Origin of the sequence: Amycolatopsis dongchuanensis, from assembly GCF_039542405.1 — a bacterium.
Taxonomy (GTDB): domain Bacteria; phylum Actinomycetota; class Actinomycetes; order Mycobacteriales; family Pseudonocardiaceae; genus Amycolatopsis_E; species Amycolatopsis_E sacchari.
On record NZ_BAABIB010000045.1, the window covers coordinates 108,880 to 132,121 of the forward strand.

23 protein-coding genes are annotated in these 23,242 nt (G+C 70.7%); 16 read left to right on the plus strand and 7 right to left on the minus strand.

The annotated features are described in order from the left end of the window. Positions 1–102: 102 nt before the first annotated feature. Together ABFX51_RS08770 and ABFX51_RS08775 are read right to left on the minus strand one after the other, a co-directional pair. A complete protein-coding gene (locus ABFX51_RS08770) occupies positions 103–1,194 on the minus strand; it encodes an inositol-3-phosphate synthase (protein ID WP_346053318.1) in 1,092 nt (363 codons plus the stop codon). Between the two features lie 70 nt (positions 1,195–1,264). Continuing rightward, positions 1,265–1,828, minus strand: a complete 564-nt coding sequence (locus ABFX51_RS08775) for a PadR family transcriptional regulator (protein ID WP_091506518.1) — start codon at positions 1,826–1,828, stop codon at positions 1,265–1,267. Between the two features lie 236 nt (positions 1,829–2,064). Here ABFX51_RS08775 and ABFX51_RS08780 point away from each other — a divergent pair, with 236 nt between their 5' ends. From ABFX51_RS08780 to ABFX51_RS08790, 3 genes are all read left to right on the plus strand, one after another. Further along, complete coding sequence (locus ABFX51_RS08780; RefSeq protein ID WP_091506519.1) at positions 2,065–2,463, plus strand: DUF5318 family protein; 399 nt, start codon at positions 2,065–2,067, stop codon at positions 2,461–2,463. A gap of 63 nt (positions 2,464–2,526) precedes the next feature. Beyond that, entirely contained in the window at positions 2,527–5,121 is a 2,595-nt protein-coding gene (locus ABFX51_RS08785; RefSeq protein ID WP_346053320.1) for a transglycosylase domain-containing protein, read from the plus strand. Positions 5,122–5,235: 114 nt separating this feature from the next. Further along, on the plus strand, positions 5,236–6,765 hold the full coding sequence (locus ABFX51_RS08790) for a glycosyltransferase family 87 protein (RefSeq protein WP_346053322.1): 1,530 nt from the start codon (positions 5,236–5,238) through the stop codon (positions 6,763–6,765). Here the strand turns inward: ABFX51_RS08790 and ABFX51_RS08795 are convergent. Further along, positions 6,758–7,531: a deoxyribonuclease IV gene (locus tag ABFX51_RS08795; protein ID WP_346053324.1), complete on the minus strand. Its 774-nt coding sequence runs from the start codon at positions 7,529–7,531 to the stop codon at positions 6,758–6,760. The two genes, ABFX51_RS08790 and ABFX51_RS08795, sit on opposite strands and share 8 nt — an antisense overlap. A 69-nt stretch (positions 7,532–7,600) precedes the next feature. Between ABFX51_RS08795 and ABFX51_RS08800 the strand changes: the two genes are divergently transcribed. The 12 genes from ABFX51_RS08800 (at position 7,601) to dnaB (ending at position 17,088) form a co-directional block, all read left to right on the plus strand. Beyond that, entirely contained in the window at positions 7,601–8,320 is a 720-nt protein-coding gene (locus ABFX51_RS08800) for a hypothetical protein (protein ID WP_346053326.1), read from the plus strand. A gap of 78 nt (positions 8,321–8,398) precedes the next feature. Then, entirely contained in the window at positions 8,399–9,277 is an 879-nt protein-coding gene (locus ABFX51_RS08805; RefSeq protein WP_346053328.1) for a hypothetical protein, read from the plus strand. Positions 9,278–9,349: 72 nt separating this feature from the next. Then, positions 9,350–10,222 (plus strand): hypothetical protein, encoded by an 873-nt coding sequence (locus ABFX51_RS08810; RefSeq protein ID WP_346053330.1) that lies wholly within the window; start codon positions 9,350–9,352, stop codon positions 10,220–10,222. A gap of 80 nt (positions 10,223–10,302) precedes the next feature. Beyond that, positions 10,303–10,626, plus strand: coding sequence for a 30S ribosomal protein S6 (gene rpsF, locus ABFX51_RS08815; protein WP_091506533.1), 324 nt, complete (start codon positions 10,303–10,305; stop codon positions 10,624–10,626). 10 nt (positions 10,627–10,636) lie between these two features. Then, positions 10,637–11,119 (plus strand): single-stranded DNA-binding protein, encoded by a 483-nt coding sequence (locus tag ABFX51_RS08820; protein ID WP_091506535.1) that lies wholly within the window; start codon positions 10,637–10,639, stop codon positions 11,117–11,119. A gap of 36 nt (positions 11,120–11,155) precedes the next feature. Then, positions 11,156–11,404 (plus strand): 30S ribosomal protein S18, encoded by a 249-nt coding sequence (gene rpsR, locus ABFX51_RS08825; protein WP_027941586.1) that lies wholly within the window; start codon positions 11,156–11,158, stop codon positions 11,402–11,404. A gap of 13 nt (positions 11,405–11,417) precedes the next feature. Continuing rightward, positions 11,418–11,876 carry a 50S ribosomal protein L9 gene (gene rplI / locus ABFX51_RS08830; protein WP_091506537.1) on the plus strand — a complete coding sequence of 153 codons (459 nt, stop codon included), beginning with the start codon at positions 11,418–11,420 and terminating at the stop codon, positions 11,874–11,876. 150 nt (positions 11,877–12,026) lie between these two features. After that, positions 12,027–12,437 carry a hypothetical protein gene (locus ABFX51_RS08835; protein ID WP_091506539.1) on the plus strand — a complete coding sequence of 137 codons (411 nt, stop codon included), beginning with the start codon at positions 12,027–12,029 and terminating at the stop codon, positions 12,435–12,437. Further along, on the plus strand, positions 12,434–13,048 hold the full coding sequence (locus tag ABFX51_RS08840; RefSeq protein WP_346053333.1) for a DUF3558 domain-containing protein: 615 nt from the start codon (positions 12,434–12,436) through the stop codon (positions 13,046–13,048). Before ABFX51_RS08835 ends, ABFX51_RS08840 begins: the two co-directional genes overlap by 4 nt. 14 nt (positions 13,049–13,062) lie before the next feature. Beyond that, complete coding sequence (locus ABFX51_RS08845) at positions 13,063–14,445, plus strand: PPE domain-containing protein (RefSeq protein ID WP_346053335.1); 1,383 nt, start codon at positions 13,063–13,065, stop codon at positions 14,443–14,445. Position 14,446: 1 nt separating this feature from the next. Then, on the plus strand, positions 14,447–15,229 hold the full coding sequence (locus tag ABFX51_RS08850; RefSeq protein WP_346053337.1) for an ESX secretion-associated protein EspG: 783 nt from the start codon (positions 14,447–14,449) through the stop codon (positions 15,227–15,229). Positions 15,230–15,684: 455 nt separating this feature from the next. Then, positions 15,685–17,088, plus strand: coding sequence for a replicative DNA helicase (gene dnaB, locus ABFX51_RS08855; RefSeq protein WP_091506548.1), 1,404 nt, complete (start codon positions 15,685–15,687; stop codon positions 17,086–17,088). A 7-nt stretch (positions 17,089–17,095) separates the two neighbouring features. On the opposite strand, the gene ABFX51_RS08860 is transcribed toward dnaB, so the two are convergent. From ABFX51_RS08860 to ABFX51_RS08870, 3 genes are read right to left on the minus strand one after another with little or no spacing between them, the layout of a single operon-like run. Beyond that, complete coding sequence (locus tag ABFX51_RS08860) at positions 17,096–18,088, minus strand: HEAT repeat domain-containing protein (protein ID WP_091506551.1); 993 nt, start codon at positions 18,086–18,088, stop codon at positions 17,096–17,098. Between the two features lie 4 nt (positions 18,089–18,092). Then, entirely contained in the window at positions 18,093–18,752 is a 660-nt protein-coding gene (locus tag ABFX51_RS08865) for a HEAT repeat domain-containing protein (protein WP_091506553.1), read from the minus strand. Between the two features lie 39 nt (positions 18,753–18,791). Continuing rightward, positions 18,792–19,175: a hypothetical protein gene (locus ABFX51_RS08870; RefSeq protein WP_091506556.1), complete on the minus strand. Its 384-nt coding sequence runs from the start codon at positions 19,173–19,175 to the stop codon at positions 18,792–18,794. Between the two features lie 126 nt (positions 19,176–19,301). Here ABFX51_RS08870 and ABFX51_RS08875 point away from each other — a divergent pair, with 126 nt between their 5' ends. After that, positions 19,302–20,075, plus strand: a complete 774-nt coding sequence (locus ABFX51_RS08875) for a dioxygenase family protein (RefSeq protein WP_091506558.1) — start codon at positions 19,302–19,304, stop codon at positions 20,073–20,075. A 54-nt stretch (positions 20,076–20,129) separates the two neighbouring features. Here the strand turns inward: ABFX51_RS08875 and ABFX51_RS08880 are convergent, their stop codons facing one another. Beyond that, positions 20,130–23,126: a beta strand repeat-containing protein gene (locus ABFX51_RS08880; RefSeq protein ID WP_091506561.1), complete on the minus strand. Its 2,997-nt coding sequence runs from the start codon at positions 23,124–23,126 to the stop codon at positions 20,130–20,132. Between the last annotated feature and the right edge of the window lie 116 nt (positions 23,127–23,242).

Below are 23,242 nucleotides of genomic sequence, written 5' to 3' on the forward strand. Positions count from 1 at the left end.
GGAGAGCACCGGAACCCGAGTGACTTTGACTGTACGTACATCCAGTCGAGCACGCCGCAGCCCTCCCCCGGCCGGGTGAGGGCCGGAGGAGGAAAGCGGGGATCAGCGCTCGATCTCGCCGCGGATGAACGCCTCGACCGAGTCACGGGCCTGCGAGTCGTTGTACTGCACCGGCGGCGACTTCATGAAGTACGAGGACGCCGACAGCAGCGGGCCGCCGATACCGCGGTCCAGCGCGATCTTCGCGGCGCGCACGGCGTCGATGATGATGCCCGCCGAGTTCGGCGAGTCCCACACCTCGAGCTTGTACTCCAGGTTCAGCGGCACGTCACCGAACGCGCGGCCCTCCAGCCGGACGTAGGCCCACTTGCGGTCGTCGAGCCACTGCACGTAGTCCGACGGTCCGACGTGCACGTTGGCCTTGCCCATGTCGCGGTCCACCTGGGACGTGACGGCCTGCGTCTTGGAGACCTTCTTGGACTCCAGCCGCTCCAGCTCCTTCATGTTCTTGAAGTCCATGTTGCCGCCCACGTTGAGCTGCATGGTGCGGTCGAGCTGGACCCCGCGGTCCTCGAACAGCTTCGCCAGCACGCGGTGCGTGATGGTGGCGCCGACCTGGGACTTGATGTCGTCACCGACGATCGGCAGCCCGGCGTCGGTGAACTTCTGCGCCCACTCCGGGTTCGACGCGATGAACACCGGGATGGCGTTGACGAACGCGAGACCCGCGTCGATCGCGCACTGCGCGTAGAACTTCTGGGCCGCCTCCGAGCCGACCGGCAGGTACGACACCAGCACCTCGGCGCCCGACTCCCGCAGCGCGGCGACCACGTCGACCGGCGCCTCGTCGGACTCCTCGATGGTCTCCTGGTAGAAGCGGCCGAGCCCGTCCATCGTGGGCCCGCGCAGCACCGGCACGCCCAGCGGCGGCACGTCCGCGATCTTGATGGTGTTGTTCTCGCTGGCCAGGATCGCCTCGGACAGGTCGCGGCCGACCTTCTTCGCGTCCACGTCGAACGCGGCGACGAACTCCACGTCGCGGACGTGGTACGGGCCGAACCGCACGTGCATCAGGCCGGGCACGCGGGACGTCTCGTCGGCGTCCTGGTAGTAGTGCACCCCCTGCACCAGTGATGCCGCGCAGTTGCCGACGCCAACGATGGCCACCTTCACGCGGCCGCTGTTGTCGCCCATGCCGGTTTCTCCTTCGGTCGTTTCTTGACAGGTCAGTGCTGCTCGTCAGCAGGAAAAGAGGTGCGGCCGCCTAGTTGTGCAGGCCGCGCTGTTCGGCTTGCTCGTGCGCGATCAGCTCGTTGAGCCAGCGGACTTCGCGCTCGCTGCTCTCGAGGCCGAGCCGGTGCAGCTCGCGGGTGTAGCGGTCGATCTTCTCCTCGGCTCTGGCCATGGCCGCCCGCAGGCCTTCCCTGCGCTCCTCCACGCGACGGCGGCGGCCCTCGAGGATGCGCATCCGGACATCGGCCGGAGTCCTGGAGAAGAACGCGAGGTGCACCCCGAAGCCTTCGTCGTCCCACGTCTGCGGGCCGGCGTCACCGAGCAGCTGGGCGAAGTGCTCCTTGCCTTCGGCAGTGAGCTTGTACACCCGTCGCGCGCGCCGGACCCTCGACCTGGACTGTGGCTTCGCGTGCTCACCGACCTCATCGGCTTCCTCGACGATGAAGCCAGCCCGCTGCAACCTCCGCAGGGTCGGGTACAGCGAGCCGTACGAGAACGTGCGGAACATGCCGAGCGTCTCGTGCAGCCGTTTGCGCAGCACGTATCCGTGCATCGGCGCCTCGTGCAGCAGCCCCAGGATGGCGAACTCCAGCACGGTGCACCCCCTTCCGGGCGACAAACGACGTCATGCCGTCAACCTAACGCCCGATTATATCGAGCCGATACATCGAAGTGGCGCAGATAACGATTCAGAACACCTGGGGTTCACTCGGACAGGGTGGTGAAGTTCACGCAGGAGTTATCGAACCGTCGGCGTGTTCCTCCACCCCGCCCAGTTCTTTACCCAGAACAGCTCATGGCACCCCCACACGGGCCACGTACTCTGTCAGCGTGCAGAAGCAGCGACACGTCGTGGACTACGGCTTGCAACGCCGCGCGTTGCTGACCGATTTCCGCGCCGGTCGCCTCGGTAGGAAGGACGTCTGCGACGCGGACCCGTACCTGCTCAGGGCGGCGAAGTTCCACGGAGAGCCGGCCACGGCCGAGTGCCCGGTCTGCCTTTCGTCGTCCCTGATGGAGGTGTCCTGGGTCTACGGCGACGAGCTCAAGCACGTAGCCGGATCCGCGAGGACGCCCGCCGAGCTGTCCCGGATGGCGGGGCTGTTCGGCGAGTTCACCGTCCACGTCGTGGAGGTCTGCCGGGCGTGCCGATGGAACCACCTGGTGCTGTCGTACGTCCTGGGCACGGGAACACCACACGGCCCGAGCAAGAGGACCGCCGGGCAGTGACCGCAGGGAAACCGTGACCGCACCAGCGGCGTACCCCGAACCGCCGTTCTGGGAGGCTCATCCGTGAACGACCAGTACAACCGCTCCTGGCCAGGTCAGGAGCCCGACGATCCCCGGCAGGGGCAGTGGCAGGGTGGCGGCGCGCCGCGCCGTCCGCAGGGCCGCCCCCAGTGGCCCGGGGAAGGGCAGCAGCCGCAGTGGCCCGGCGGGGGAGACCCCGACGGCGCGCCCGGACAGCGGCGTGTCCCGCCGGCAGGCCGTCCGGTGCCGCCGCGCCGTCCCGGGCCCCCGCCCGGTCCGCCCAACGGCGGCCACCGCACGCCGCCCCCACCCTCGGGTCCGCCGGACCGCGAGCCGGGTCTGCTCACGCACAACCCGCTCGGCGGCGGTCAGCCCGAGGACGACTACGACGGGTACGACGACTACGACGACGAGCAGGCCCGGTTCGACGAGTACGGACCCGAGGACGAGCTTCCCGCCGAGGACGAGGGCGGGAAGAAGGGCAAGGCCGCGCTGACGCCCCGGCAGCGGAAGAAGCGCCGGTGGAAGATCGTGCGCCGCACGCTCTACGCCCTGTTCGGCCTGTTCGTCATCGTGCCGGCGATCGCGTTCACGATCTCGTACTTCCTGGTCGACGTGCCCACCCCGGAAGAGGTGCTGGCGCAGCAGAGCCAGGTGGTCACGTACTACTACGCCGACAACTCGGTGATGGGCAAGGAGGTCCCGGACACCGGGAACCGCGAAATCCTGAAGCCCGGGCAGATTCCCGAGACGGTCAAGCACGCCGTGTACGCGGCCGAGGACGCCACGTTCGAGACCAACAACGGGTTCGACGTGCTCGGCATCGCGCGCGCCGTCTACAACAACCTCACCGGCGGTACCGGTGGTGGTTCGACCATCTCGCAGCAGTACATCAAGAAGGCCACCGAGAACGAGGCGCCGACGCTCACCCGCAAGGCCACGGAGCTGGTCAAGTCGTTCAAGATGAACCAGACCCAGCCCAAGGAAGACATCATCACGGCGTACCTCAACATCGTCTACTTCGGACGGAACGCCTACGGCATCCAGGCGGCGGCGCACGCGTACTTCAACAAGGACGCCGCGCAGCTCAGCCCGTCGGAGGCGGCGCTGCTGGCCGGTCTGATCCAGGGCCCGAGCAAGTCGGAGAACACCACGTACGCCCAGTGGCGCTGGAACTACGTGATGGACAACATGGTCAAGTACAACTGGCTGCCCTCCGCGGAGCGGCAGGCGGCGCAGTTCCCGGCCCCGCTGCCGAAGGACCAGACCAAGCCGCAGGCGATCAAGGGCCCTGCGGCGTTCATCCAGTCCGAGGTCGAGGACGAGCTGGACGCGGCGGGCTACTCCAAGGAGAAGCTGCAGGCCGGTGGCTACAACATCTACACGACCATCGACCCCGCGGCGCAGAAGCTGGCCGAGGACATCTCGCACAAGTACATGGACGACCAGCCGGACACGCTGAAGAGCGCGCTGGTCGCGGTCGACCCGAAGACGCGCGGGGTGATCGCCTACTACGGCGGCCCGAACGACAAGAGCGACCAGCGGGACTGGGCGTCCACACCGCACAACCCGGGTTCGTCGTTCAAGGCCTTCGACATCGCCGCGTTCCTCAAGATGGGCAAGGGGCTCGGCGAGACCTTCAACGGCACGTCACCACGCCAGTTCGGCTCCCGCACGGTCCGCAACGCGGGTGCGTCGAACAGCTGCGGTACGGACTGCACGGTCGCCGAGGCGACGATGCGCTCGACCAACACGGTGTTCTTCGACATGGTCGCGAACCAGACGGGCTGGCAGGCCGTGCGCGACGCCGCCGAGGAAGCGGGCGTGCAGAGCCTGAAGAACAGCAAGGCCGCGCTGGACAACAACATCTCGCTCGGCGGTGGCACCACCGAGGCCACCCCGCTGGACATGGCCTCGGCGTACGCCACGTTCGCCGCCGACGGGATCACGCTGGACCGCCACTTCGTCACGAAGATCACCGATCCCGGCGGCAACGTCGTCTACCAGGCGCCGAGCAACCCGCAGCCCGCCTTCGCGGAGAACAACGCCGACAAGAGCAAGCAGATCGCGGGCAACGTCACGACCGCGCTCAAGCCCGTGATCGGCTTCTCGAAGCTGAAGTGCCCCACGGGTCACGAGTGCGCCGGCAAGACCGGTACGCAGCAGTACGACTCGAGCGACCCGGACCTGGCGAGGTTCAACTCGCAGGTGTGGATGATCGGCTACACCCCGTCCATTTCGGTCGCCTCGTGGGTGGGTTCGGATCCGAGCAAGCCGCTGAAGGACAAGAACGGCGAGTCGGTCGGCAGCACCGGGCTGCCCGCCCAGATGTGGCAGGAGTTCATCAACTCCTACCTGCAGGGCAAGCCGAGCGAGAAGTTCTCCACGGTCCAGCCGATCGGGAAGTCGGCGACCGCGGCCGCCAACGACGACTCGTCGAGCAGGAAGTCGACGCCGCCGACCTCGACGTCGTCCTCGGCGCCCCCGCCGCCGTCCACGTCGAGCACGCCGAGCAGCTCGTCGGAGGCGCCGAGCTCCAGCAGGTCGAAGCCGAGCCTCCCGTCGGGCATCTCGTGGCCGCCGTCGGGTCGCGACAACTTCGGCACCGGTGACTCGACGGGGCAGCCGGGCGGCTGATCCGGACGAGGACCGGCAGGGCGGTGGGTATCGGACGATGCCCACCGCCCTTTCGCTGTACCCGACCGGGCGTCTTCAGCCGGAACCCACTCCACTGCCCGTAACATCGCCCGGGTGTCCAGCCCGAGCGACCGAGAACCCCTGCCCACGTCCCTGAGCGCGGAGGAGCGGATCGCCCCCAGCCGCACCGAGCCGCTCGTGGCCGCCGCGAGCAGAGCGATCGGCGGGCCGGTGGGCGAGCACGCCGCCGTGGGCAGGCACTGGTTCTGGTCCCCGCAGCGCGTCGGGCTGGCGATGGCGACGCTCGCGCTGTTGCTGTGCTGGTTCGGCAAGGCGAGCTGCATCCAGCAGTACACGGACGACAACGGCCAGAACCAGCTCGACTGGCGAGCGGGCCGCCCGTACGTCGCGATGTGCTACACGGACATCGTGCCGCTCTACAGCGCCGAGCGGCTCGACCAGGCGGGCACGTTCCCGTACCGCACCGGCTGGGTCGACAACGCGGGCACGCCGGACGCGCAGCAGCGGTACATGGAGTACCCGGTGCTCACCGGCCTGTTCCAGTGGGTCAACGCGAAGCTGACCGCCGGGTGGCTGGCGGTGCACGACGCGGGCTGGCTGCCGGGCGCCCTGCCCGTCGCCGTCTACTTCGACATCACCGCGTTCTGGCTCGCGGTCGCGTGGCTCGTCACCGTCTGGGCGGTGGGCCGCACCGCGCGCCGCAGACCGTGGGACGCGGCGCTCGTCGCGTTGTCCCCGCTGGTGCTGGTGCACGCGTTCACCAACTTCGACGCCGTGGCGACGGCGTTCGCCGCCACCGGCCTGCTGGCCTGGGCACGCCGGAAACCCGTGCTGGCCGGCGTCCTGCTGGGCGTCGGGGCCGCGGCGAAGCTGTACCCGCTGCTGTTCCTCGGACCGCTGCTCGTGCTGTGCCTGCGGGCCGGCCGGTTCCGGCAGTGGGCGCAGACGGCCGGGGCCGCCGTCGTCGCGTGGCTCGCGATCAACCTGCCGGTCGCGCTCGCGTTCAACGCGGGCTGGCGGGAGTTCTTCCAGCTCAACGTCGAACGCGGGATGGACCCCGACTCGCTCTACAACGTCGTCTCGTACTTCACCGGCTGGTCCGGTTTCGACGGTGCGCTGCAGCCGGGCCAGGTGCCGACGTGGCTGAACGTCGTCAGCGGCGGCCTGTTCGTGTTGTGCTGCGCGGGAATCGCGTACGTCGGGTTCACCGCCCCGGTGCGGCCGCGGGTCGCGCAGCTGTGTTTCCTCGTCGTGGCGGCGTTCCTGCTGGTGAGCAAGACGTGGAGCCCGCAGTACTCGCTGTGGCTCGTGCCGCTCGCGGCGCTGGCGATCCCGCGCTGGCGGCTGTTGTTCGGCTGGATGCTGCTGGACGCGCTCGTGTGGGTGCCGCGGATGTTCTACTACCTCGGCGTGGACCACAAGGGACTGCCGCAGGACTGGTTCCTCGGCTTCGTCGTGGTCCGCGACCTCGCCGTGGTGGGGCTGTGCGTGCTGGTGCTGCGGGAGATCTACCGCCCGGCGCTGGACAAGGTCCGCCTCGCCGGCGACGACGACCCGGCGGGTGGCGTCCTCGACGGCGCGCGGGACGTCCTCGCCGCCAAGCCGCGCGTCGCGGTCAGCTGAGGGCTTCCCGCAGGTACGCGATGTCGTCGGCCTGCCCGTCGGACGGGGTCTCGACGACGACGGGCGCCTGGGCCTCCTTGGCGACGGCGGCCAGGAGTTCGGGCTCGATCGTGCCGCCGCCGTGCACGACGTTGGCGTGCCGGTCGCGGGTCGAGCCGAACTCGTCCCGCGAGTTGTTCAGGTGCACGAGGTCGATCCGGCCGGTGATGGCCTTGACCTTCGCGACGAGCCCGTCCAGTTCCCAGCCCGCCGCGAACGCGTGGCACGTGTCGAGGCAGAACCCGGCGCCGTGGTCGCCGACGACGTCCCACAGCCGCGCCAGCATGTCGAGGTGACGCGCCATCGCGCCGTCGCCGCCCGCGGTGTTCTCGATCAGGATCGGCACGCCGAACCCGCCCTCGTCGGCCTGCCGCTCGAACAACTTGCCCCAGTTGGCGAGCCCCTGCTCCGGGTCCTCGTCCTTGCGCACGTGCCCGCCGTGCACGATCAGGCCCTTCGCGCCGATCTCGGCCGCGGCGGCCGCGTGCTGCGCGACAGCCTTGCGTGAGGGGATCCGGATGCGGTTGTTGAGCGAGGCCACGTTCACCACGTACGGCGAGTGGATGAAGACCGTGACCCCGGCCGCCTCGACCTCGGCCGCGCTGGGCGCGGGCACCGGCTTCTTCCAGCCCTGGGGGTCGGCGAGGAAGAACTGCACGACCTCGGCGTTCCGCTCGCGAGCGGCGGACAGCGGGTCGTCATCCCGGACGTGGGCACCGATCTGCATGACGCCACGCTAGCGCGTTGCTCCGAATGCAGTAGCGTGAGCGCGAGCCGCCGACGCCCAGGGGGAGTGATGAGGAAGACCGCGCAACGGGTGCTCGCCGTAGGCCTCTTCCTCGGCGCAGCAACGGGTTTCGCCTCCCCGGCCGTCGCAGGTCCAGTGTTGCCGGGGGACTGCGCGGCGACGCTGGGCGGCTCGGGGCGCGCGCTCGCACTGGACGTCGCCGGGCTGACGGTCGGCACAGGCCCGTCCTCGCCGGGTGACCCGCTCGCCACCGTCGACGTCGCCGACGCGGCCAAGGCGCTGCACGTCAGCAGGGTCCCGGGCACCGGCGCGGTCCGCGTGCTGTGCACCGACGCCCAGGGCACGGTGAACACCCTGCTCAGCGGCGCTCCGGCTCCGGCGGACCAGCCGACGCCTCCGCCCAGCACTTCGCCGAAGCCCCCGGCGCTGTCGGAGCAGCCCGCACCGAGCACGCCGATCGCGGTGGAGCCCGTCGAGGTGCGGCCCATCTCGTTCCCGCTCGACGCGACGTCCCCGCTGACGGTGGACGCGCTGCCACTGGGCGACCTGTCCGGTCTGCTGCCCCCGGTCGCACTCGCGCCCGACGCGCCGGGAGTCATCCCGCCCACCGGTACGAGCCCGACCGTGACCACGCAGAACTCCGGCTCCGCGCAGGCGCTGCCCGCCCCGGCGCAGCCGGCGCGGCTGCCGCTGCTGCTGGCCGCGATCGCGCTGGCCGCCGTGGGTGCGGGGCTGGCGCACAGCTGGCTGCGCCGCAGGCTCGGCTGAATTTCGCGCCCTGCACGCGTCACTCCACTCGGTTACCTTCGTTATCTCAGTGAGTGACGCCGCCACTGGAGGGCTCCGATGCAGGGTCGAACGCGCAAGGTCGCGGCGGTCGGTGCGGCCGCCTTCGCACTGGCCGGATCCGCGGTGCTGGCCACGCCGGGCACCGCGAACGCGGCGGAAACGGTCACCGCGAAGTGCGGGGACACCGTCACCGTCCACCCCGGTGACACCATCAAGAGCCCACTCGGCCTGCAGACCGTCACCGACGGGCTGACCTCGATCGTCGGCGGGCTGCTCTCCGGCCTGTGCAAGATCACCGTGAACGTCGTCGACACGGTGGTCGCGCCGGTGCCGGTGGTCGGCGCCCCGGTCGCGGGCGCGGTCGACAACACCGTCGCGGGCGCCACCAACGGGGCCACGTCCGCCGTCCAGGGCGTGACGGGTGCGCTCACCGGCGGCGGGCAGCCCGCGCCGCAGAAGCCGCCGAGCAACGGGGGCTCCCCGCAGACCGGTCCGACGGGCGGCACCCAGGGCGGTGCGGCCGGCAGCCCGAACACGGGACTGGCGAACCTCATCCCCGGCCCCAGCAGCCCGGTGCTGCCCGGCAGCGACGCGGCGATGTTCGACCTGCTGCCGTTCGGCTCCAGCGGCTACGCCCCGATGCGCGACTACAGCGACGTCCCGTACGCGCTCGCCGGGTTGTTCGCGCCGTCGCCCGGCGTCCGCTACGGCGGCCAGATCCCGGGCTACGCGCCGGAGGTCGGCGCGCTCGGCAACGGTTCCGGCCAGCAGAACCGCGCGGTGCAGAACGCGGGCGAGGCACAGGCGATGCCCGGTGGCACCAGCGGCGGACTGCCTGGTGACCTGGGCCTGCCGATGCTGCTGGCCGTACTGACGTTGTCCGGGGTCAGCGCCGCACTGGTACGCACTTGGGTTCTCAGGGGAGCTACTGCCTAGTATCTTCGTGGCCTGCTTCTCGTTGTCCCCTCGGACGACGCTCGCGACCACTGGAGGACTGCACCCGTGCGGATGCCAACGCGGACCGACCTGACCAGGACGACGCGACGGGTACTCACCGCCGGCGCGCTCGCCGCCCTCTTCGGCGGCCTCGCGTTCCAGGGCACGGCCTCGGCGAGCACCGTGCTCGCGCAGGGCTGCACCGGCAGCGTCGTCGGCAACATCGGCGACCAGGTCGCCGTGCAGGGCAAGGACCTCGCCGGGATCGTGAAGGCCGGCGCGAAGGAGCAGGAGATCTTCCTGCACTTCAACGGTGTCGACCCCGACGCGCTCGCTGACGCGATCACGAAGGCCGGCGCGCTGACCGTCGGCTCCGTGCCCAACGCGCCCAACGGCTCCATCACCGGCGAGAACGTCGCCGCGGCCGTGAAGCAGGCGCTGCAGGACGCGAGCGGACTCGGCGTCACCGCCGACCAGAAGCAGAAGACGCTCGGCTCCATCACCACCAAGGTCGCGGGCAACTGCGGCATGACGACCTACGCGGGCAACTACTCGTCGGTCACGGCGCTGCCCTCGGGCGGCACCGGCGGCGCGATGCCCGTCCAGCCGACCACGCAGCCCGGCACGACTTCGACGGGCACCTCGACCGCGCCCCCGCGTGACTACGGCAACGTCCCCGCCGCGCTCCCCGGCGTCGGCGTCGCGGTCTCGCCGGGTGCGCGTTACCCGTCCAGCGCTCCGGTCGCCGGACTGCCCACGCCGGAGGTCCTCGGCGGCAGTGCAGCCGGCGGGCAGAACGACGTGCGCAACACCGGCAACGCCGACGCGCTGGCCTCCGCACCGTCGTCGAACACGGTGCAGCTGCCCATGCTGCTGGCGGTCGTCGCGCTGGCCGGGGTCAGCGCCGCGCTGGTCCGGACCTGGGTGCTGCGAAAAGTGTCGTAGCGGCCGGTTACCCTGGTAGCCGACAAACCCTCCTGCCACGGACAGTCCGTGGCCGCGAAGCCCACAGGAGGTGAGTGGTTGTGTCACGCCATTACGAGGTAATGGTCATCCTCGATCCCACGCTGGACGAGCGCACCGTCGCTCCGACGCTGGACAACTTCCTCAACGTGATCCGCCAGTCCGGCGGCAGCGTGGAGAAGGTCGACGTGTGGGGCCGGCGGCGCCTGGCCTACGAGATCAAGAAGCACGCCGAGGGCATCTACGCCCTGCTGGACGTGAACTCCGAGCCGGACGCGGTCAAGGAGCTGGACCGGCAGCTGTCGCTGCAGGAGAACATCCTGCGCACCAAGGTCGTGCGCAAGGTCGCTCCGCGCAAGGCCGCCAAGGTCGCGGCGAAGGCCTGAGGCGGCGACCATGGCCGGAGACACCGTCATCACGCTCGTCGGCAACCTGACCGCCGACCCCGAGCTGCGGTTCACCCCCTCCGGGGCGGCCGTCGCGAACTTCACCGTGGCGTCCACGCCTCGCACCTTCGACCGCGCCAGCGGTGAGTGGAAGGACGGCGAGGCGCTGTTCATGCGCTGCAACATCTGGCGCCAGGCGGCGGAGAACGTGGCCGAGAGCCTGACCCGCGGCGCGCGCGTCGTGGTGCAGGGCAGGCTCAAGCAGCGTTCGTTCGAGACCAAGGAAGGCGAGAAGCGCACGGTCGTCGAGCTCGAGGTCGACGAGATCGGCCCGTCGCTGCGCTACGCCACCGCGAAGGTGAACAAGGTCAGCCGGGGCACCGGCGGCGGCGGTGGCGGCGGATACGGCGGCGGCGCGCCCGCCGACGACCCGTGGGGTTCGGCCCCGCCTGCCGGGGGCGGCGGCGGTTTCGCGGACGAGCCCCCCTTCTAACCAACCACTCTTTTCGGAATTCCCAGGAGCATCACCGTGGCCAAGCCACCCATTCGCAAGCCCAAGAAGAAGGTCTGCGTGTTCTGCAAGGCGGAGCAGAAGGGCCGTCCCGAGCTGATCGACTACAAGGACACGAACCTGCTGCGGAAGTACATCTCCGACCGCGGCAAGATCCGTGCCCGCCGGGTGACCGGCAACTGCAGCCAGCACCAGCGTGACATCGCCATCGCGGTCAAGAACTCCCGCGAGATGGCGCTGCTGCCCTACACCTCGACCGCGCGCTAAGGGAGGCACGTCAATGGCGAAGATCATTCTGACCACCGACGTGGCCAACCTGGGCGGTCCCGGTGACATCGTCGAGGTCAAGGACGGGTACGCGCGCAACTACCTGCTCCCGCGGGGCTACGCCATCGTGGCCACCAAGGGTGCGGAGAAGAACGTGCAGACCATCCGGCGCACCCAGGAGGCCCGCCGGATCCGCGACCTCGACCACGCCAAGGAGGTCAAGAACCAGCTCGAGCAGCTCGGCACGGTTCCGCTGACCGCGAAGGCCGCGGCGGGTTCGAAGAAGCTGTTCGGCTCGGTGACCACCGGCGACATCGCCGCGGCCATCAAGGCGGCCGGCGGCCCGCTGCTGGACAAGCGCATCCTCGAGACCGAGGGTCACATCAAGACCGTCGGCAAGCACCAGGTCAGCGCGCGCCTGCACCCGCAGGTCCAGGCCTCGGTGCGGATCGAGATCAAGGCCGGGGAGTAGTCCTCCCGCGCCCGCAGCCCGGAAAAGCCCCCTTCCGCCCGGAAGGGGGCTTTTCCCTTTCGGACACGGGAACCGGAGCGGCTGCGCTAGCATCCAACATGCTGCTTCCCCAGGACGGGACGCGACACGTAGCGAAGGGGGTTCGTCACGATGACGCAGCCGGCTCCGTCCAACGCGCCGGTCGACACGCTGACCTCGGTCCCGCCACCGGCCCCCATCCAGGTGGGCAAGAACGGCACCCCGGGCGGATACCAGTTCGACCCGGACGAGGTGCAGGGCGTGATCCAGAAGTGGCAGAAGCTCTACGACGAGCTCCAGGACGACATCGCGAAGGCGAGGACAGTGGCGAACGTGCGCCCGCCCGGCCAGGAGTTCGCCAGCAGTGACTTCGTCCAGCGTGGCGCGGGCCCCTCGGGGGACACATTGCTGCAGCAGCACGAGCGGATGCGGGATTACGTGCAGAACTACATCACCGCGCTGCAGAAGGCGAGCGGGCAGATCACGCAGTCGGAAGATGACGCACAGCAGGCAGCCGCGAAGCAGGGACAGGGAATCGTATGAGCAAGACCCGGGCGTTCCAGCTCGGCGCGGCCGTTCTGGCGGCTGCCGGTGTGCTGTCGGCCTGCTCCGGCGGGAGCGGTGGTGGGGGTTCGATCCCACCGCTGAGTTCCACGCCCGGCTCGACTGCCGCGAGCAGCTCCGCCGAGCAGCTCGCCCCCGCGGTCGCCAACCCGCTGCCGACAGACGCGCTGGTCAGTGACCCGTGCAGCGCGCTCTCGGCCGAGCAGGTCCAGAACATCGGGCTTTCCGGTCCCGGCACGAGTGAGCAGAGCGACGCGGGGCCGATGTGCAAGTGGAAGTCGGCCACCTCCCAGTTCAACGCCGTGTTCATCTCGCCGATCACGGCGAACAAGAACGGGCTCAACGACATCTACGCGAACAAGCCGAAAGACAAGTACTTCGAGCCGACCACGGTGAGCGGCTACCCCGCGGTGTACGCGGACATCCTTGACAGCCGGGCCAACGGTGACTGCTCGCTGTGGGTCGGCGTGACCGACCAACTCGCGGTATCGGTGTCCACCCAGATCGGCACGGGGCAGAACAAGTCCAATCCCTGTCCGGTCGTCGAGCGGGTGGCCACCGCGATGATCCAGCACCTGCAGGGCTCATAGGAGGGGATGAGCAGATGGGGAACGGCGCGCTGATCGGGCAGACCGTGGGCACCGCGATCATGCCCGGGACCGGCACCATCATCGGCACGGTGGCCGGTGGGTTGTACGACCTCTTCTCCGGCCCGGAGGCCCAGCAGCGGCAGGCCAGCGTCGGCGGGCGGACCATCGACGCGCGGCAGATCTGGGAGCAGATCCACCCCGGCAGCTCCGACTCCCTGCACCAGGGGGCCGGCGCGGCGGGCCAGCTGCAGTCGGTGCACGACCAGCGTGCCCAGCTCATCGACGAGATCAACAAGGCGATGGACGCCGCCTGGCAGGGGGACGCTTCGCAGCAGGTGCAGGCCGGGGCGCACCCGCTCGGCATCTGGCTGCGTGACTCCGCCAGCAACCTCACCAAGAGCCAGGGCTACCTCACCTCCCAGGCCGACGCCTTCGACGCCGCCCAGCGCAAGGTCCAGGAAATCGCCGCCACCCCGCCGCACGCGGGGTTCGTCGACCACATCAACCCGTGGAGCGACAAGGACGACGAGATCCGCAAGTACAACGAGCAGGGCCAGACCAACGTCGAGGCCTTCAACGCCTACTACCAGGCGAGCGCGCAGAACGCGGCGGGCATGCCGCAGTTCAGCGCCTGGCAGGGCAACACCTTCTCCGACGGCAACGGCAAGGGCGACACGGGCGACACCAACGGCAACGGCCGCATCGGCAACACGCCCAGCACCGGCAACGTCGGGGGCTACCAGCCGTCCAACGTCGGCAGCATCCCCGGTGGTGGAGTCGGCAGCATCCCCGGCGGGTCGACCGGGAACCTGCCCGGCACGTCCGGCTCGCATTTCGGCACAGGCACGGGTACCGGCAGCGAGACTGGTCACGGCCCCGGCTACCAGCCGAACGTGCCCGGCTCCACCTACCCCGGCTACCAGTCCCCGAAGTGGGACGACAGCACCTCCGCCGCGGGGTACCGGCCCAGCACCTCCGGCACGGACTTCAGCAGCGACTTCGGTCCGACCGGCTCGGGTTACGGGATCGGCGGCACCGGCGGCGGTTTCGGTTCCGGTTCCGGTGGTGGGTTCGGCCCCGGTGGGGTGGGCTCGATCGGTGCCGCCGGTTTCGGGCCCGCCGGTTCGGGTTCGCTCGGCGCGGGCTCCAGCACCGGTGCCGGGGCGGGCAGTGGTGCCGCCGGCGGCGCCGCGGGTGCCGGGCGCGGTCTGGCCGGCGCAGGTGGCGCGGGCGCCGCGGGCCGGGCCGGGACCTCCGGCATGGCCGGCATGGGGCACGGCGGCCGCGGCAAGGGTGCCGAGGACGAGGAGCACCAGACGAAGTACCTGGTCAGCGAGGACCCCAACGAGTTGTTCGGCACCGACGAGCTGACCGCCCCACCGGTGATCGGCGAGTGACGTGCTGACCACCCCGATCAAGCTCGCCACCCCGATCCTGCTGAACCTGATCCGCCGTCGCGGTGGCGAGCCGCACCCGACGCTGTCCAGCATGCCCGTCTGGTTCGACGAGAGCGCCCAGCGCGGCGTCGACCAGGAGGTCAACTCCCTGCTCACGCAGCACGGGCTGATGGGGCCGCGCGGTATGGACCGCGGCCTGCTCAACGCGGTCGAGTCGATCTCGCGCCCGGACGTGGAGTACTACGGCTGGTTCGAGGGACAGTTCCCCGGCACCCCGGGCAATTTCACGGTGTACGCGGGCAGCGGCAGCGGAGGCGCCTTCGTGCTCGTCCGCGTGCTCACCGACGACACGGTGATCCTCGCGCCCGAGCGCCCCGAGGAACTGCTCGACGGCTTCGTCAACCAGATCCCCGCGGCACGACCCGCGCCCGGGCAGCCCCTCGTCACGACGAAGGCCGAGTTCGAGTCCGGGCGGGACGCGCTCCCCGAGGGCGAATACACCGTCATGCGCTCGGGGCGTGATGCCGCACCGGCGCCCGCGAAGGAGATGAAGCGGATCATGGAGGCGCCGCGCACCGGTGCGGGCAGCCTCTACGTCGCCGCCCGCACGCGCAGCGGCACCCGCCGCCGATGTGAACGGCCGCTGAACTTCGTGGACACCACCGAAGGGCGCTGGCTGATGGAGGAGCGGCCCGGGCGCGGCGAATCGCTCGTCGTCTTCACCCCCGGTGCCCCCCAGGTGCTCGCCGAGCGGTTACGGAACGCACTGAGCGCGCTCGGCTGAACGCGGGCGGTATCACCCGATCAGCCCAGGCGACTGGCTGTCTACCGTCCGTAGCAATCATCCACAGGCCGACCTGCCCCCTCGTGCACAACCGTCAGCGCGACACGCCGAAGAACCCTGCCGGCGCGACACGCCGACGAGTTTTCCGCAGAGTTGTCCACAGCTTGCCCACAGGGCCTGACCAGCACTTTTCCCGGGTCGCCCCACGGCTGTCCCCAAGTTGTACACAGTCGCGGGGCCACCTGTGATTCGTTCGGCCTGCTCTTCCACAAGCTGTCCACAAGGTGTCCCCAAGCGATCAACAGGCAGGTTTGCCTTGCTCCTTCCGAGCGATCTAGCGTGCCCGGGAAGCAGTAGCGCGCAGTGCGCGACACGCCCGCCCCCGGAGGTGGGCGCCGAGCCGGTGAGACGGCATAATCGAACTGGTGTTCGCTTGACGAGGAGGTGTCCGCGCGGTGGCGCTGACGGACGACCGCGGTCCCGCCTACGCATCCGATCCCGGTCCGGAGGACCCGGGGCCGCGACGCGGTGAGTTCGACCGGCAGCCGCCACAGGACGTGGCGGCGGAGCAGTCGGTACTCGGCGGCATGCTGCTGTCGAAGGACGCGATCGCCGACGTGGTCGAGGCGCTCGGCCCGAGCGACTTCTACCTGCCGAAGCACCAGGCGGTCTACGACTGCATCCTCGACCTGTACGGCCGCGGCGAGCCGGCGGACCCGATCACCGTCTCCGCCGAGCTGGAGCGCCGCGGCGAGCTGGCGCGCGTCGGCGGCGCCCCGTACCTGCACACGCTGATCGCGACGGTGCCGACCGCCGCGAACGCCGGGTACTACGCCGAGATCGTCGCCGAGAAGGCGATCCTGCGGCGGCTCGTCGAGGCCGGCACGAGGATCGTGCAGTACGGCTACGGCGCCGCGAACGAGGGCGGCGAGATCAACGAGGTCGTCGACCGCGCGCAGGCGGCGATCTACGAGGTCACCGAGCGGCGCACCAGCGAGGACTACATCGCGCTGGAAGAGCTGCTGCAGCCCACGATGGACGAGATCGACGCGATCGCGTCCCGCGGTGGCACCGCGCAGGGGGTGCCGACGGGGTTCGCCGACCTCGACGAGGTCACCAACGGGCTGCACGCCGGTCAGATGATCATCGTCGCGGCCCGTCCCGGTGTCGGCAAGTCGACACTGGGGCTGGACTTCGCCCGGTCCTGCTCCATCAAGCACGGCATGACCAGCGTCATCTTCTCGCTGGAAATGAGCCGGATCGAAATCGTCATGCGCATGCTCTCGGCCGAGGCGCGCATCCGCCTCGCCGACATGCGTGGTGGCCGCATGTCCGACGACGACTGGACGCGGCTGGCGCGGCGGATGAGCGAGATCAGCGAAGCACCGCTGTTCATCGACGACTCGCCGAACATGACGATGATGGAGATCCGGGCGAAGGCGCGGCGGCTCAAGCAGCGCAACGACCTCAAGCTCGTCGTGGTCGACTACATGCAGCTGATGACGTCCGGTAAGCGCGTCGAATCGCGGCAGCAGGAGGTTTCGGAGTTCTCGCGGCAGCTGAAGCTGCTGGCGAAGGAGCTCGAAGTCCCGGTGGTCGCGATCAGCCAGCTGAACCGTGGTCCCGAGCAGCGCACCGACAAGCGGCCGATGCTGTCGGACCTGCGTGAGTCCGGTTCGCTGGAGCAGGACGCCGACATGGTCATCCTGATCAACCGCCCCGACGCGTGGGAGCGGGACGACCCGCGTGCCGGCGAGGCGGACCTGATCCTGGCGAAGCACCGTGCCGGCCCGACGAGCACGATCGTCGTCGCGCACCAGCTGCACTACAGCCGTTTCGCGGACCTCGCCCAGACCTGAGCCGGGTTCAGCGCTCGTCGAGGACGCCGAGCAGAGCCGAGGCGACGCGGGCGACCGACTGGTCGTTGTCGTGGGCCAGCTGCGCCAGGAGTTCCCGCGCGGCGGCCTTCGGCAGCTCGAGCAGTGCCTGGGTCACGCGGATGCGCGCGGCGGAATCCGCGGTTTCGGCGAGCGCGCCGGTCAGCGCGGTGATGATCCGGTCCGCCACAGCCGGGTCCGACGCGAGCGTGCCCAGCACCTCGGCCGCTTCGACGTCGTTCGCACCCTCGATGATCATTTCGACGAGCGTCGGCACGGCCGTCGGCGCGCCACGCCGCGCCGAAGCGAGGGCGGCCTGCCGGCGCACGCCCGGGTCCGGGTCGTCCAGTGCGTCCGCGAGCGCCGCCGTCGCCTCGTCCCCGGGCAGCTCCGCGAGAGCCAGCACCGCCCGGCGCCGGATGCCGGCGTCCTCCGACCTCAGGCCGGACGCCAGGCTCGCCACACCGTCACCCGTGCGCGCGAGCGCCCACCGCAGGGCGCCCGCGACGTTCGCGTCGGGTTCGGTGAGGACCGCGCTGGCCAGCAGTTCGGCGGGTACCGGCAGGTCCTCGGCCAGCACCGCCTGCTGCCGCCGGGCGGCGAAGGGTGAGCCGAGGCCGTGCAGGAGTTCGACGGTGCGCAGGACGTCCTGCCAGCCGGAGGGCGCCGAGGCGTCGATCGCCCGCAGCCGCTGGAGCAGTTCCTGCTCCCGCTTCAGCCGCTCCTCTGTCCGCCGGATGAGGTCGCCGACCAGCGTGGACGGGGTGAAGGCGGGGTCCTCCAGCGCCCGTCCGATCTGGCGCAGCGACAGCCCGAGCGACCGCAGACCTTCCACGTGGAAGATCCGCCGGATGTCCTCCTCGGAGTACTCGCGGTAGCCGCCCACGGTCCGGCCGGTCGGGCGCACCAGCCCGAGTGAGTCGTAATGCCGCAGCATCCGGGTGCTCACCCCGGACCGGCGCGCCACCTCGCCGATCAGCATCCGGTCACGCGCCCCGCTCCGGGCCGAGCGCGACGATCCGCTTCGCCTCGTCGACGTCCAGGTCGAAACCGGCGTCCGGGTCCTGGAGCAGGCGCCGCGTCGCCCTGGCGTGGGCGCGCACCTCGGGGTCGGCGTTCGTCATCGCCTCCCGCAGGGCCGGCTCGATCACGTCCCCGAGCGCGACGAGCGCCCGGCTGAGGCTCAGCCGCACGGCCCGGTCGCCACGGCCGAGTTGTGCCGCCAGCTGCGTGGCCAACTCCTTCTCCTCCCCGGCGGGCACGAGCACCACGGCCGCACGCCACGCGCTCCGCGCGACCTCGTCGTCGGCGTCGTGCAGCAGCGACCGCGTGATCGCGGGCCAGGCCGTCCGGTCCCCGATCTTGGACAACGTGTGCAACGCCTGGCTGCGGGCCTGGGCGCGCTCGGAGCGGAGCTCCGCCAGGAGCCTGGGCACCGTGAGCTCCGCGGGCAAGCGGGTCAACGCCCAGGTGAGCATGTCACGCACGAAGAAGTCCGGCTCGACGGCGCACCGCGCGAGGAGTGCGTCGACCAAGCCGGGGTCGGGCTGCGTACCCGCCGCGAGAGCCGCCTTGAGCCGCACCGACGAGTTGTCCGCCCGCAGTGCGTCCAGCAGCCGTGTGGATGTCGGGTTGATGGGGACCACCTCCTCCCCACCAGTGAAGACCTTGTCACGGTGTCAAGGTCAAGAACCGAGGACGCCGCAGCGGTGCAGGCTCTCCTCGACCCGCAGGCGCTCGATCTCCCGTTCCAGCCCGGGCGGCAGCGTGTCGAGCCACTGCTCCTCGCCGACGGCGCGGCACGCCTGTGCCAGCAGCTCGTCGTAGGCCTGTTCCGTCGCGAAACGGCGCACGGCCGGGGCGTGCGGGGGCAACCGGTCCAGTGCCCGGCGGACGCGGCGCAGGTCGGCGGCCAGGCGTTCGATGGGCGGGCCGGCCGGGGCCGGCGGGCGCCGTCGTTCCCGCCAGGCGAAGGCGACGCGGGGGAGCTTGGCGAACAGCCAGAACACGAGCAGCGGTCCGAGGCAGACCGCGAAGTAGGCGAGCACGTTCCCGATGGGGACCGTCATGCCTGAGGATAGGCGCGGGCCCCACGGCCTCCGCCACTCTTGACCGGTTCCGGGCACGTGGAATATCTCCCGCCCCGCGGACGTCGGTTATCTTCGTAGTTGAACATTCAACCGATGGAGGCTGCGATGGGTGCGACCCCCGTGCTGTACCTGAGCCACGGCGCGCCGCCGCTCGCCGACGACGCCACGTGGACCCGCCAGCTCGCGGACTGGTCGGCGGAACTGCCGCGCCCCAAGGCGATCCTGGTCGTGTCGGCGCACTGGGAGGAGGCGCCGCTCACCCTCGGCGCCACGACGACGGTCCCGCTCGTCTACGACTTCTGGGGCTTCCCCCAGCGCTACTACCAGGTGACCTACCCGGCGCCGGGAGCACCGGAACTCGCCGAGAAGGTCCGCAAGCTGCTGCACGGACCCGGTACGCCCGTGCACGACGCACCCGACCGCGGCCTCGACCACGGCGCCTACGTGCCGCTCGTGGAGATGTACCCCGACGCCGACATCCCGGTGCTGCAGCTGTCGATGCCCTCGCTCGACCCGCGTGAACTGTTCACGCTCGGGCGCAAGCTCCGGCCGCTGCGCGACGAAGGGGTGCTGATCATCGGCAGCGGTTTCTTCACGCACAACCTCGCCGCGATGCGCCAGGTGGACGGCACCGACGGCCGCCCGCCGCTCTGGTCGGCCGAGTTCGACGCGTGGGGCGACGAGATGCTCCGCACCGGGAACGTCGACGCGCTGCTGGACTTCCAGCGCAAGGCCCCGGCCGCCACGCTCGCGCATCCGCGCATCGAGCACTTCGCGCCGCTGTTCGTGACCCTCGGCGCGGGTGACGAAGCCGCACCGGAGACCGTCATCGACGGCTACTGGTACGGCCTCGCCAAACGCTCCGTGCAGCTGGGCTGACACCCGGACGCGGGTTCGGGGCGCCGTTGCCCCGGACCCGCGTCCGGTTCCGCGTCAGTGCTGGAAGGGCAGACGCAGCCCCTCGCCGCCGGTCAGCTTGTCGACCAGCGACGCCGGGCTGGCGTCCAGGTTCGGCAGCGCGGGCAGCTGGGCCTGCGGCAGCACCCCGCCGACGTTCTCCGGCAGGACGTGCTGACCGGCCAGTGCGTCGGCACCCGGGGCCAGCGGCAGCTTCGGCAGCACCGCGGTGACCGCCTCCGCGCCCGGCACCGCGTCCACCGACGGCAGCGCGCCGTTCTTCGGGAGCAGCGACATGTTGGTGGCGATGTCGGTCAGGTCCGTGCGGGCCGACCGCTGGGCGGGCAGGCTGCGCAGGTCGGGCAGCTTCGGCAGGCTGGTCGCCGACAGCTCCGAGGTCCTCGCGGGCAGGTCGATGACCGACGCCTCACGGTCGGCCACGAGGACGTCCGTGACGTTGCGCGTGTCCGAGTCCGCCACGGCGAGCAGGCCGGGCGAGATGTCGAAGATCTGCGCCACGACGCCCAGCGGGACCTGCTTGTCCAGCCCCGACAGCGCCTTGTGGTGGCCCGCCGTCTCGGTGTCACCGCTGACGGTGCCGACGGTCGTGTTGTCCGCGACCGCGTGCGCGACCCCGCCGAGCGAAGCGGCGACGCCGAACACCTGAGCCACGGCCGCGACCGGCACGTCGAAGATGTCGCCGGACAGCGCACCGTCCACACCGGACGTCGTGGAGTCACCGCCCGAGGTGGCCTCGGTGTTGTTCAGCCCGGTGCCGCGCGCGACACCGACCAGGCTGGCCGCGTCGCCGAAGACCTGGGCGACCGGCAGCGCGTCGGCGCTGACCACGTTGCCCGCGATCGAGCCACCGTCGCCGTTCGTCGCGGAGTCACCGCCCGCCGTGGACACGACGTCGTTGACCGCCTCGCCGGAGGCGACACCGCCCCACACCGCACCGAGGCCGAACACCGAAGCGGCCGAGCCCACGGGCACCCGCACCAGGTTGCCCGCCAGCGAGCCGCCCTCGCCGGTCGAGTGGCTGTCGCCACCCGCGGTCGAGTCGGTCAGGTTCTCGCTCGCGCCGAAGCCGTTCCCGATCCAGGCGGCGCCGAGGCCGTGGACCTGCGTGGGCAGCGACACCGGGACGTCGCCGATGTTGCCGGCGAGGAAGCCCTCCTTGCCGTTGGCCTTCAGGTCGCCGCCGGCCTGCGAGGTGGTGTCGGTCGTGGCCGCACCGTGGCCCTGGCCGATCCAGGCGCCGCCGATGCCGAACACCTGCGCCGGCAGCGAAACCGGCGCGGCGATCAGGTTCGCGCTGCCCGCACCGTGGTCGTCCTGGGTGTTGCCACCCCCGCCCGCGGTGACGTCCTTGGTCTCCTCGGCCGCACCGGTGCCCTGGCCGATCCAGGAACCGCCCACGCCGAACACCTCGGCGGGCACGGCCACCGGGACCTGCACGACGTTGCCGGCGCCGGTCGAGTCGTTGCCGAGGCTGCCGTTGTAGCCACCGGCGGTGACGGTCTTGTCCTCGGTCGCCGAGCCGGACGCGTTGCCGATCCAGGAACCGCCCACGCCGAACGCCTCGACGGTGCCCGCGGGCTGCGGGTGCACGCTGTTGCCGCCCAGGAACGACCCGTTGCCGTTGGTGTAGGTGTTGCCACCGGCGGCGGTGTCGACCTCGTTGTCGCAACCGGTCGCGTGAGCGTTGCCGATCCAGGTGCCGCCGACGCAGAACGCCTCGACGGGCAGCGCGACCGGAGCGTCGACGATGTTGCCCGAACCCGCACCGTTCTGGCCGGTGGTGGACGTCGTACCGCCCGCCTGCGCGTCCGTGCTGATGATGTTCCCGGCGCGCTGGACGTCGGAGCCCGCCACCGAGTTCCCGATCCAGGCCGCGGCGTTGCCCACGACGGTGGCGGGCACCGCACCCTGCGGCTGGACGACGTTCCCCCCGAGGAACGCCTCCTCACCCTGCGTCTGGATGTACTGGTCGCCGTGCGGACCCGCCTTGGTGTCGCCGGCGGCCGCGGCGGAAGCCGCGCTGCCTGCCGCGTCGGCGTCGCCGCCCCAGGACACGGCGTTGTTCGAAGCCTTGACCGGCAGGGCGATCGGCAGCGCCGCCACGTTGCCGGTGCCCGCGCCGTGCGAGCCGGCCGTGTCGACGTAGCCGCCCGAGGTGGCTTCGCTGGTGCTGTCGAAGTCGGTCTCGGCATGGCCGAGGAACCAGCCGAGCGCGTTGCCCGACACCTGCACGGGGGTGGCGCCCTGCGGGCTCACCACGTTCCCCGCCACCGCACCGTTGGTGCCGTCGGTCGTGGTGTCACCGGTGGTGGCGGCGGACTGCGTCGCGCTGCCCGAGGTCCGGCCACTGCCGACGAGGCCGAGCGCGTTGCCGGAGATCTGCACCGGCAGCGCCCAGTCGAGGTTCACGGCGTTGCCCGCGAGGCCGCCGCGCTCACCGCTGGTGCTGACGTCGCTGTTGTGCTCGTAGACCTGCGTCGAGTCGGACTGGACCGCGGCGTCGCCGAGCACGCCGACAGCGTTGCCGGTGATCTGGATCGGCAGCGCGACGTTGCCGACGACCTTGTTGCCCATCACCGGGTCGCCGGTGGACTCCACCGAAGGGCGGGTGACCTGGTCGGTGCGCTGCCCGCCGCCGGCGTGCGACAGCGACTGGCCGACCTGGCTCGCCGCGCCGGTGACCTTGGTCGTGACCCCGTTGGTCGCGCTCAGCGCGGGTGACGCGGGCTTGAGGGCCCCGGTCTTGCTGACCGGCGCGAGCGCGCGGTTCAGCTTGTCCGTGACGGGCTTGGTGCTGATCTCCTTGTGGACATCCGGCAGGTTGACCTGCTTGCCGAGGGTTCCGACGGCGTTCTGCGAGATGTCGACGGGGATGCTGGCGTTCAGGTCCAACGGTCCGGCGGGGGTGTCCGGGTTGACGTTCTCGTCGGCCGAGGCGATGCCGGTGCCCAGCATCAGCAGGCCACCCGTGACCAGCGCGGTCTGGAATCCGCGCTTTGCCCAGGTCTGCATTGAGAGTTTCTCCTTCTTCGTTGGGTTCCCTTGCGGGGCTTGTGGGGTGGGTGAAGTCACCCGAGGTCGCGGCGGAGGCGCGACGAGGACAAGCGGGGTGCGAGGGAACACGCGAC